The following is an 11,017-nucleotide window of genomic DNA, read 5'->3' as shown; positions in this document are numbered from 1 at the left end:
AACTTTCCCGTCCACGGTTCCGGGCGGGACCCAGCACCCGACCCAGCGGCCGGCGCCGCCGTTTGCCCGGCCCGCCAGCGAACCCCAGCCCGCCACCCCCTCGCACTCCAGCGACCCCTCACAACCTGTCCAGTCACAGGCCGGTCCGGCCGCCCCGCCCCGGTTCCATGCTCCGGCGACGCCTGGATACACGCCGCCCGGAGCCTACGCAGCTCCGGCCGAGCCTGACACTGCTGAGTCCACGGTCCTGCGCGGCTGGCAGCCCTCGCAACCGCAGGACGATCTTGGGGCAACAGTCAGCCGATCGAGCGCAGGTGCCCCGCCGGTGGCCCAGGAGGACGCTCCGCCGGCAGACCACAGCAAGCGCAACCTCTGGCTTGCAGCAGCAGGTGCTGCGGTACTGGTAGTCGCCATTGTGGTTGGCGTGGTCCTGGGTGCGCAGGCGCAGCCAAAGGTCGCACCCACGGAAACATCCAGCAAGCCGCCTGCCGATGCTTTGAGCGACGGCAGTGTTCCGGAAGTAGCGGGGTTGACGGCAGCACGGGACACCGCGGACCGGAACATCATCGTCTTCTCCTGGACCAACCCGCAGCCGATGCCCGGCGATACGTTCAAATGGCGCGTCAAATCTGCCAAGTCTGAAGGCGTCTACGAGAACACCGCAACCGGAAAAGCGTTCCTCTCCGGGTTTGACGAGCCACCCATCTGCGTGCAGGCCATCATTGTTCGCTCCGACGGTTCCGCGTCACCCGGCGGGCCGGACTCCATCGCCTGCCTGGACGAGTAGCCGGCACATGCGATCAAACTACCGCCGACCAAGGAGGCACAGATCATGGGGGATCTAGCAATAGATTTCTGTGGTGAATGGTACGAACCATCCGATGAGGACATCTTCGATATTGGACGCGAAGGCGACTTGGAAGTTGATGACAACCCGTACTTGCACCGACGCTTCCTGCAAATAGCCCGATACGACGGCATGTGGTGGCTCAGTAACGTGGGCAGCATGCTGTCCGCCACTGTGGCTGACGGTTCAGGCGGCATGCAGGCCTGGTTGGCGCCCGGCGCGCGGATCCCCTTGGTGTTCAGCCACACCAACGTGATTTTCACGGCCGGACCCACCACCTACGAGTTCGCGGTGCACTTGAAGACGCCGTCTTTCCGGCATGAAGCACGCGACGAAGACCAGGCGGGCGACACCACCATTGGGCCCGTGGTCTTCACCGATTCGCAAAAGGCGCTCATCGTTGCCCTGGCCGAGCCCATGTTGCGGCGCGACGGCACCGGTTTCAGCGCCATTCCATCCTCTGCCGAGGCCGCGAAGCGACTGGGCTGGGCACTGACCCGCTTCAATCGGAAACTGGACAACGTCTGCGACAAACTTGACCGGGTGGGCGTAGTGGGCCTGCGCGGCGGGGTTGGAAAACTTGCCACCAACCGCCGCGCGCGCTTGGTGGAACACGCCGTGACCTCGCACCTTGTGACCCCGGCTGACCTGCATCTTCTTGAGAAAATGAGTGGAGTCGACGAAGGATGAAGTTCCGCCTGACCTTGCGGCGTGACCCTGCGGAAGCAAAAGACCTCGCCGTAACGGTGGATGGTCGTGCCACCGTGGCTGACATTGCTACAGAATTGTGGGCCGCCGACCCCGCACGAAAGGGGACCGAACCGCCGTCGAACCTGTCCATCAGCGTGGACGAGGCTTTCGTCGGCGGCGGGCTCTCCGGGCACGTGCTGCGGCCTACGGACAACCTGCTGGAGTCCGGGTTGCGGCCCGGGTCCAAGGTCTCCCTCGCGCAGGTCAGCGAGCAGTTCGCGTCCAACGGCCACGCGAACGGCAATAGCCGGGGACCGGCAGCGGCGACGTTGCGCGTGATGTCAGGGCCCGACGTCGGACGGGAATTTTCGCTGCCTTTCGGCACCAGCTACATCGGCCGGGACCGGGACGCCGACATCCGGTTGTCGGACCCGCTGACCTCCAAGCGCCATGCCCGCATCACGGTGGGCGAAACCGTGGAAATCGTGGATACGAACTCCGCCAACGGACTCCTCATGGACGGGCTGCCGGTGACCCGCGCGACGCTTGAGTCCTCGGACACTGTCACGTTGGGCGACACATCCGTGGGCGTCGTTGCCCTGTCACGGAATCATGGTGGTGGTCCGTCGTCGCCCCTGGTGGATTTCAACCGATCGCCGCGGGTACTGCCCAGGTTCGAGTCGCCCAAGCGGGTACCGCCGGCCGGCCCCAAGCGCCCGGAACACCAGCCTTTCCCGTACATCATGCTGGTGGCACCGCTGCTAATGGGTGGCGTGCTCTTCGCCGTCACCCAGAACCTGCTGTCCGTGCTGTTCATGGCCATGATGCCGTTGTTCATCGTGGGGCACTATGTGGACCACAAGATGCAGAGCAAGCGGCAGGCCAAGGAAGGCCACAAACAGTTCAAAGCCGCCATGCTTGCCTTCCGCGAGGACATTGACAAGCAGCAGAACATTGAGCGTGCTGTCCGGCTCCAGGAAGCGCCGTCCGTGAGCGATACGGTGGACGCCATCTACAAACTCGGACCCCTGCTCTGGACCCACAGGCCCGAGCACCAGCACTTCCTGGGCGTCCGCTTCGGGCTGGGTTCGGCACCGTCGCGCATCCAGTTCGATGAACCAAGCGCCAACGAAACCGAACCGCAGTACATGCGGGAAATCCAGGAGTGCCTGACGCAGGTCCGTGTCATTGAGGGCGTCCCAATCGTCTCGCAGCTGCGTACCTCGGGCTCCTTTGGCGTCGCCGGAGACCGCAGCGTGGTGGATGACGTAGCCCGCGGCATGGTGCTCCAGCTGGTGGGGCTCCACTCACCGGCCGAAGTCGTCCTCACGTCACTGACCTCCGCACGTTCACGTGAGCGTTGGGACTGGTTGCAGTGGCTCCCGCACGTTGGTTCGGGCCACAGCCCCATCTCCGGCGATCATCTGGCTGCCGGCCCCGGCGCCGGCGCCGCGTTGTTGTCCAAACTCGAAAGCCTCGTGGAAGAGCGCGAGTCCATGGCCAAGGAGCCTGGACCGCAACCCCGTCCTGGACTCAAGAATGAGCACGAGGAACTTCCGGGTCCGGTGGTCCCGGCCGTTCTGGTGATCGTTGAGGACGACACCCCGGTGGACCGCGGCCGGCTCACACGCTTGGTGGAACGTGGACCCGACTACGGGGTGCACATCATGTGGGTTGCCGCCAATGTGCAGTCCCTGCCCGCCGCGTGCCGTGACTTCCTCTCCGTTGACGGCGACCACGGCACCACCACCGGCCAGGTCCGCTTGGGCCGCCACACCTACCCGGTCAGCTGCGAAAGCCTTGATGCGGACCTCGCCACACAGTTGGCGCGCATGATGTCGCCTCTGGTGGATGTTGGAAACCCGCTCGACGACGACTCCGACCTTCCGCGCGCCGTTTCCTACGCCACGTTGATCGGCAAAGAACTGATAGACAACCCGCAGGCCGTGGCTGAGCGTTGGCAGGAAAACAACTCCGTCCACGCCACTGCCGTGCCCAACCGCAAGGACAACGGCAGCCTCCGCGCACTGGTTGGTTCCAAAGGTGTGGAGCCCTTCTACCTGGACCTCAAGAACGAGGGTCCGCACGCACTGGTGGGTGGAACCACGGGTGCCGGTAAGTCCGAGTTCCTGCAGTCCTGGGTGATGGGCATGGCCGCCGCCTACAGCCCGGACCGCGTCAGCTTCCTGTTCGTGGACTACAAAGGCGGTGCTGCCTTTGCCGACTGCCTGCACTTGCCGCACACCGTTGGTCTGGTGACTGACCTGTCCCCGCACCTGGTGCGCCGCGCGCTGACCTCGCTCCGCGCTGAGCTGCACTACCGTGAGCGGCTGCTGAACCGGAAGAAAGCCAAGGACCTTCTGGCGCTGCAACGGGAAGCCGATCCTGAGGCGCCCCCTTACCTCATCATCATCGTGGACGAATTCGCTGCCTTGGCTACGGAAGTTCCCGAGTTCGTTGATGGTGTGGTGGACGTGGCCGCCCGTGGCCGTTCCCTGGGCCTGCACCTGATCCTGGCCACGCAACGCCCGGCCGGCGTCATCAAAGACAACCTGCGTGCCAACACCAACCTTCGCGTCGCGCTGCGCATGGCTGACGAAGTGGACGCAACAGACATTCTGGGCGTTCCCACCGCGGCCTACTTCGATCCTTCCATTCCGGGCCGTGGCGCTGCGAAGACCGGTCCGGGACGCATCCAGGGCTTCCAGACCGGTTATGCCGGCGGATGGACCACCGAAAAGCCGCAGCGTCCCAGGATCGACATTGTGGAGATGGCGTTCGGTTCCGGACCCACGTGGGAACCGCCCTTGGTGTCACAGGTGGAAGAGGAACCTGCCGGTCCCAACGACATCGCGCGGATGACCGGGAACATCATCCGGGCAGCTGACGTCCTGTCTATTGAACCGCCGCGCAAGCCGTGGCTGAACGAGCTCGCCACCACCTACGACTTCTCCAAGCTTCCCAATCCCCGGACCGATGAACGCCTCCTGCTTGGAGTGGCGGATGACCCCGCGCACCAAGACCAGCCCACCGTGTTCTACGAGCCGGACAAAGATGGCAACATGGCCGTCTACGGCACGGGCGGATCAGGAAAGTCGGCGGCGTTGCGCAGCATTGCCATCGCAGCAGCAGTCACGCCGCGCGGAGGGCCCGTGCACGTCTACGGCGTGGACTGTGGTTCGTCAGGGCTCAAGATGCTTGATGGACTTCCCCATGTTGGTGAAATCATCAACGGCGACGATGTGGAGCGCGTTGGGCGACTGCTGCGTTGGCTCAAGGAAGTGGCGGATGATCGCGCAGCACGGTTTGCCGAGGTCCGGGCCTCCACCATCGTCGAATACCGGCAGCTGGCCAACCGGCCCGAAGAAAAGCGCATCTTCATCCTGGTGGACGGCATGTCTTCCTTCCGTGAGTCCTACGAGTACAGCAACTTGTCCGCACTATGGGACATCTTCCTGACGCTGGCAACTGACGGACGCCCCCTGGGCATCCACCTGGTAGTCAGCGGTGACCGCACCAACTCCGTACCGGCGTCGCTCCTGGCTTCCATCCAGAAGAGGCTGGTCCTGCGTCTTAGTTCCGAAGATGACTACATGACCCTTGATGTTCCCAAGGATGTCCTCAACGCAGCCTCACCTCCGGGACGTGGCTTGTTGGACGGGCTTGAAGTTCAGCTCGCTGTACTGGGAGGCAACTCGAACCTCGCGCTCCAAGCCCGCGAGGTGGCCAAGCTCAGCCAGGCGATGTTGCGGCAGGGCCTGGAGCAGGCGCCTCAGATCCAGCGGCTCCCGGAACTGGTGGACTTGGACATCCTGCCCAACGGAGCTCCGGACAATCCCGTCATTGGTGTCGACGACGAAACGCTGGGTTCGGCGGCCATCGCTGCCAAGGGATCCCTTCTGCTGGCCGGCCCTCCAGGTGCCGGACGTACGGTGGCACTGGTCACCTTGGCCTACGCCCTGCGGCGCTCGAACCCGCGAACTGACCTCATCTACATTGGGTCCCGGCGCTCCGCCGTGGCGTCACTGAACATCTGGAGCAGGTCGCTGGTGGGTCCGGACGAAGTCTCGGATGTGGTGGATGACCTGATCGACAAAGCCGCGGACAACCCTGGCACCATGGCCATCTTCATCGAGGGCCTGACAGAGTTCACGGACACATTGGCGGAATCTGGCGTGGGTCGCCTGGTGACCGCCGCGATCAAGGCTGACCAGTGGGTGGTCGGCGAGTCGGAAACGTCCACCTGGTCCCAGGCCTGGTCCCTGGCCCAGCCGTTCAAATCCGGGCGTCGCGGGCTCCTGCTTAACCCCGGGGACGTGGAAGGCGACACCCTCCTCAACACTTCCCTTGGCCGGATCAGTAAGGACTTCATCCCGGGCCGCGGCTACATTGTGGGTCGTGGAAAGGTACGCAAGCTCCAGATCGCCATGCCGCCGGAAAACCGTAGCTAGGAGGCTACCACCATGCGACGCTCGCTCATTCCGGCTGCCGTGCTTGCGGTTGGCCTGCTGATCGCACCCGTTGCCACCGCTCAAGCGGCGCCGTGCGAGGGAAAATTCTCCTGCGCACCCACTGAGGGAACCGAGGACCCAACGCCCACGCAGCCCGGGACCGCTCCGGAAGAGGACAAGAAACCGTTGCCCAATCCGGAGCCAACCCGGGATCGGGAAACACACCAGGCTCCTGCGCCCGCACAACCCGTGCAAGCTCCTCCTGTTCAAGCCGAGTTGCCGCCCGTCCAAGTACCGCCGCAGCCCGCGGTGACCCAGATCGTCACCGTGGCACCCCAGGCGAGCGCACCGGCGTTGAACTCCTCCGTCCCCACCGCAAGCGCCGGAACTGCCTCTGCGTCAGCAACGCCGTCGGCTTCGCCGTCCCTGAGCCCGGGCTCCGCAGGCGCAAGCCCGAGCACATCCTCCAACTGGAACACGCCCGTGGACAAGGACAAGGACAAAGACAAGGAGACGCAGGCGGCCGCGCTGGCATCGAGCTCTGTTTCGGGTCCCAACATGCTGGGCCTGTTCGGGCTTCTGGGTGCTGTTCTGGTGGTGGGGCTGGGAGGGCTGGCCTTTGCGCTGTGGAGCAAGAACAGGCTCTCGTCACACTAACGGCTCTTTAATGTCGGCGGGTTACGGCAAGATAGTCCTGTGAGCACACCAGAGAATCCGGATCCGGTAGAGACCACACGTCAGGACGCCGTCGAGGCGATCGTTGCCGAGGAGGGGACTCCGCCATCGGAGAGCCTGCGGGACGAGTACGAGCAATTAGCGGACCTCGTCCGTAAGTACCGTTACGCCTACTACCAGGAAGACGCGCCCACGGTTTCCGACGCCGAGTTCGATGAACTCTACCGCCGGTTGGAGGAACTGGAAGCACTTCATCCGGAGCTTGTCTCCAATGACTCGCCCACGCAGGAGGTTGGCGGCGAAGTGTCGTCTGCTTTCGCGGCAGTGGAGCACCTGCAGCGGATGTACAGCCTTGACGACGTCTTCTCCTTGGACGAGCTGGAGGCGTGGGTCCGAAAGGCCGAGGCGTCCGTGGCGAAGCTCGGTGATTCCGTTCCGCCCATCGCCTGGCTGACTGAACTGAAAATCGATGGCCTGGCCGTCAATCTGCTGTACCGGGACGGGAAACTTGTCCGTGCCGCAACCCGGGGCGACGGCACCACAGGTGAGGACATCACCCACAACGTCCTGACCATCAAGGAGATCCCACGGCAGCTCAGTGGTTCGGGATACCCCTCGGAAGTGGAAATTCGTGGCGAGGTGTTCATCCCTTCCAAGGCATTCGTGGCATTCAATGAAACGCTGGTGGCTGCCGGCAAGGCACCGCTCGCCAACCCCCGCAACGCGGCCGCAGGCTCGCTCCGCCAGAAGGACCCCGCAGAGACCGCCAAGCGCCCCCTCAGCATGTTCGTCCACGGCATCGGAGCCCGCGAAGGGCTGGAAGCCAAGAGCCAATCCGACACCTACAAGCTCCTCGAGGAGTGGGGGCTCCCTGTCAGCCCGTACCTCAAGGTGCTGGATACGTTCGAGGACGTCCTGAAATACATTGCCGACTACGGTGAGCGCCGGCACAAGCTCCTGCACGAGATCGATGGCATCGTGGTCAAGATTGACGACTTCGCCACCCAGCGGGCACTTGGTTACACCTCCCGGGTTCCCAGATGGGCTGCTGCCTACAAGTACCCGCCAGAGGAGGTCCACACCAAACTCCTGGACATTGCAGTCAACGTGGGCCGCACCGGGCGGGTAACTCCCTTTGGCCTGATGGAGCCGGTGAAAGTTGCCGGTTCCACAGTTGGCATGGCCACCTTGCACAATCAGGACGTGGTTAAGGCCAAGGGCGTCATGATCGGCGACATCGTGATTCTCCGCAAGGCAGGAGACGTCATTCCGGAGATCGTTGGACCCGTGCTGGCGCTGCGTGAGAAGCAGGATCCACCGGTGCGCGAATTTGTGATGCCCACCGAATGTCCGTCCTGTGGGACGCCGCTGGCGCCGTCGAAGGAAGGCGACGTGGATATCCGTTGCCCCAATGCCAAGTCCTGCCCCTCTCAGCTGCGGGAGCGGGTCTTCCACCTCGCGGGCCGTGGGGCGTTCGACATCGAAGCCCTTGGCTGGGAAGCAGCCATCGCCCTGACGCAACCGGCAGAACCGGAAACACCGCCCCTCACCAGTGAGGCAGGCCTTTTCAGCCTGACCCGCGAGGACCTGGCAGAGGTCAAAATCCGTAGGGAAAAGCGTTCCAAGGGTGTGGGAACGGGCGACTACGAGCTCGTCCCGTACTTCTACACCAAGGGAACGGCCAAGTCTCCGTCCAAACCAACGGCAACCACGGAGAAGCTGTTCGTGGAGCTGGAGAAGGCGAAGAAGCAGCCTCTGTGGCGCGTTCTGGTGGCGCTCTCCATCAGGCATGTTGGGCCCACGGCATCACGCGCCCTTGCCACCGCGTTTGGCAGCATGGACGCCATCCGCAACGCCACGGAAGAGCAAATGGCTCATGTTGATGGCGTAGGCCCCACCATTGCGGTGGCGCTCAAGGAATGGTTCGCCGTGGACTGGCACAACGAGATCGTGGACAGCTGGGCCGCTGCCGGGGTGCGGATGGAGGACGAACGCGACACCTCGATGCCGCGGACCCTTGAAGGGCTGACTGTGGTGGTCACCGGTACGCTGCCCAACTTCAGCCGCGACGAAGCCAAGGAAGCCATCATCATCCGTGGCGGCAAGGCCTCCGGATCTGTCTCCAAGAACACCAGCTATTTGGTGGCCGGTGAAAGCGCCGGCACCAAGCTGGACAAGGCGGAGCAACTCGGCGTCCCGGTGCTGGACGAGGACGGCTTCCGCGAGCTCCTGGCCAAGGGTCCGGCACAGGCGGAAACTGGATCGGAAGCAACCCCTGCGGATGAAGCATCAGCGGAAGCGGCTTCAGAATGACGGACGCCAAGGAGCTGCTTGCTGTGGCCAAACGTGCTGCGGCAGCCGGAGCTGCTGTGCTTGCGCAGCGGTCGGCCACTGGTACGGGTGGTGACGGTTTGGAGACCACTAACAAGGGTGAAGCCGGGGACTGGGTCACGGCCTTCGATGTCGCGGCGGAGAACGCGGTGCGCGAGGCGATTATTGCCGAGCGGCCGCACGACACCATCACTGGGGAGGAACATGGCACTACCCGGCCGGAGCAACCCTCCGGGTACCGCTGGTCCATTGATCCTCTGGACGGCACCACCAACTTCATCCGCAACATCGTCTACTACGCCACCTCCGTAGCGGTGGCGGATTCCGACGGCGTCTGGCAGGCCGGCGTCGTTCACGCACCGGCGTTGGGCCGCATCTACTTCGCAGCCCGCGGGCTCGGCGCCTGGATGGAGGCCGGAGGAGAGGCGACGCCTCTTGCCGGTCCTGTCCCCGGGCGCACGGGGCTCATTTTGGCCACAGGCTTCAGCTACGACCCCGCCACACGGGCCAGCCAATCGGAAGGCCTCGCCGGGCTCATGGATGGTTTTGCCGATGTCCGGCGTCTTGGGTCGGCAGCCTTGGACCTCTGCCTCGTGGCCGACGGTACCTTTGATGCCTACGGCGAACGCGGCCTCAACGAGCACGACTTCGCCGCCGGGGCCCTCATTGCGGAAGAAGCAGGTTGCTGGGTTCGGCGGCCGCGATTGGAAAGCCCCCTTGATGGCGGCCCCAGCGCGGAAGACCGCTTGGCATCATGGATGTGCGCCGGGGCCCTTGAACTATCCGGCAAGTTCCCTTTGTGACCGCCGGTGATCAGCACACTGGCCATCGCCAACTACCGTTCCATCCGGGACCTCGCCATGGAGCTGCATGGCCTGGACATCGTGACAGGGGCCAACGGCAGTGGAAAGTCCTCCCTCTACCGGGCGCTTCGGCTGTTGGCCGAGTGTGCCGGCGGAGATTCCGGAAACGTGGTGGGCTCCTTGGCCCGGGATGGCGGGTTGGCCTCGACGCTCTGGGCCGGGCCTGAGTCAATCAGCGAGGCCATGCGGCGTGGTGAAGTCCCCGTCCAGGGAACAGTCCGCCGGGAGTCCGTGAACCTGAAATTGGGCTACTCCGGTGATGACTTCGGTTACTTGGTGGATCTTGGCATGCCGGCATCCAGCGGGGCCGGTTTTGACCAGGAGACCGGCCGTTCGCGCCCCTCAGCGTTCAGTCTGGATCCTGAAATCAAACGGGAACAGATTTTCTCCGGCCCCGTTGCGCGGCCGGGATCGTTGTTGGTGGACCGCAAGGGGAGCCTCGCCAAGCTGCGCGGACCGGACGGCGATTGGACTGAGCTATCACGGAGGTTGGACACTTTCCAGAGCATGCTGACGGAGGTCTCGGACCAGGACCGGGCACCGGAAGTTCTGCGGGTTCGGGACTCGGTCCGCTCATGGCGGTTCTACGACCATTTCCGCACAGACGCCGAGGCGCCCGCTCGTCAGGCGCAGCTGGGAACGCGAACCCCCGTGCTTCATCACAGCGGCAAGGATCTCGCGGCCGCACTGCAGACACTGCGGGAGGTGGGTTTCGAGCGGCAGCTGGATGCCGCCGTCGATCATGCTTTTCCCGGAAGCCGCTTGGAAATCGCCGTTAGCGATGGTCGGTTCAGCGTGGAACTCCGTCAGCCCGGCATGCTGCGCCCCATGAAAGCTGCTGAACTCTCGGACGGTACCCTGCGCTTCCTCCTGCTCACCGCGGCATTACTGACGCCACGGCCACCAGAGCTCATGGTCCTGAACGAGCCCGAGACCAGCCTCCACGTGGACCTGATGCCGGCACTGGCCGGACTGATTGTCCAGGCCAGTGCCAACAGCCAGATGATTGTGGTGACCCACTCCGATGCCTTGCTCAAGGCACTGCGTGATAGCGGTGCAGCCCATGAGCATGAGCTCTACAAGGACCTGGGCGAAACCAGGATCAAGGGCTTGGGGCAGCTGGAAGGCCCTTTGTGGAGCTGGCCGAAGCGTTGAAGCGG

6 protein-coding genes and 1 pseudogene are annotated in these 11,017 nt (G+C 64.1%); all 7 read left to right on the top strand.

Annotated elements, in window-relative coordinates:
• Window positions 1–787: pseudogene (locus tag EU811_RS18505) on the top strand (serine/threonine protein kinase); the annotation flags it as partial.
• Between the two features lie 45 nt (window positions 788–832).
• Window positions 833–1,537, top strand: a complete 705-nt coding sequence (locus tag EU811_RS18500) for a hypothetical protein (protein WP_141283662.1) — start codon at window positions 833–835, stop codon at window positions 1,535–1,537.
• Window positions 1,534–5,988 carry an FtsK/SpoIIIE domain-containing protein gene (locus EU811_RS18495; RefSeq protein WP_142939771.1) on the top strand — a complete coding sequence of 1,485 codons (4,455 nt, stop codon included), beginning with the start codon at window positions 1,534–1,536 and terminating at the stop codon, window positions 5,986–5,988. The genes EU811_RS18500 and EU811_RS18495 overlap by 4 nt, the downstream gene beginning before the upstream one ends.
• Window positions 5,989–6,000: 12 nt before the next feature.
• Window positions 6,001–6,645, top strand: a complete 645-nt coding sequence (locus tag EU811_RS18490; protein ID WP_142939770.1) for a hypothetical protein — start codon at window positions 6,001–6,003, stop codon at window positions 6,643–6,645.
• Window positions 6,646–6,684: 39 nt separating this feature from the next.
• Window positions 6,685–8,976 (top strand): NAD-dependent DNA ligase LigA, encoded by a 2,292-nt coding sequence (gene ligA / locus EU811_RS18485; protein ID WP_142939769.1) that lies wholly within the window; start codon window positions 6,685–6,687, stop codon window positions 8,974–8,976.
• A complete protein-coding gene (locus tag EU811_RS18480; RefSeq protein ID WP_142939768.1) occupies window positions 8,973–9,797 on the top strand; it encodes an inositol monophosphatase family protein in 825 nt (274 codons plus the stop codon). Before ligA ends, EU811_RS18480 begins: the two co-directional genes overlap by 4 nt.
• Before the next feature lie 6 nt (window positions 9,798–9,803).
• Window positions 9,804–11,012: an AAA family ATPase gene (locus EU811_RS18475; protein ID WP_142939767.1), complete on the top strand. Its 1,209-nt coding sequence runs from the start codon at window positions 9,804–9,806 to the stop codon at window positions 11,010–11,012.
• Window positions 11,013–11,017 lie beyond the last annotated feature (5 nt).

The sequence above is a fragment of the Arthrobacter sp. TS-15 genome (assembly GCF_006964045.1).
In the GTDB taxonomy this organism is placed as follows: domain Bacteria; phylum Actinomycetota; class Actinomycetes; order Actinomycetales; family Micrococcaceae; genus Arthrobacter.
Note: the sequence above shows the minus strand (reverse complement) of the source record. Positions and strands in the feature narration are given on the sequence as shown.

Excerpts from the sequence above, each read along its gene's own strand:
- EU811_RS18500 (WP_141283662.1), top strand. The coding sequence starts at position 833 with ATGGGGGATCTAGCAATAGATTTCTGTGGTGAATGGTACGAACCATCC.
- EU811_RS18495 (WP_142939771.1), top strand. The coding sequence starts at position 1,534 with ATGAAGTTCCGCCTGACCTTGCGGCGTGACCCTGCGGAAGCAAAAGAC.
- EU811_RS18490 (WP_142939770.1), top strand. The coding sequence starts at position 6,001 with ATGCGACGCTCGCTCATTCCGGCTGCCGTGCTTGCGGTTGGCCTGCTG.
- EU811_RS18480 (WP_142939768.1), top strand. The coding sequence starts at position 8,973 with ATGACGGACGCCAAGGAGCTGCTTGCTGTGGCCAAACGTGCTGCGGCA.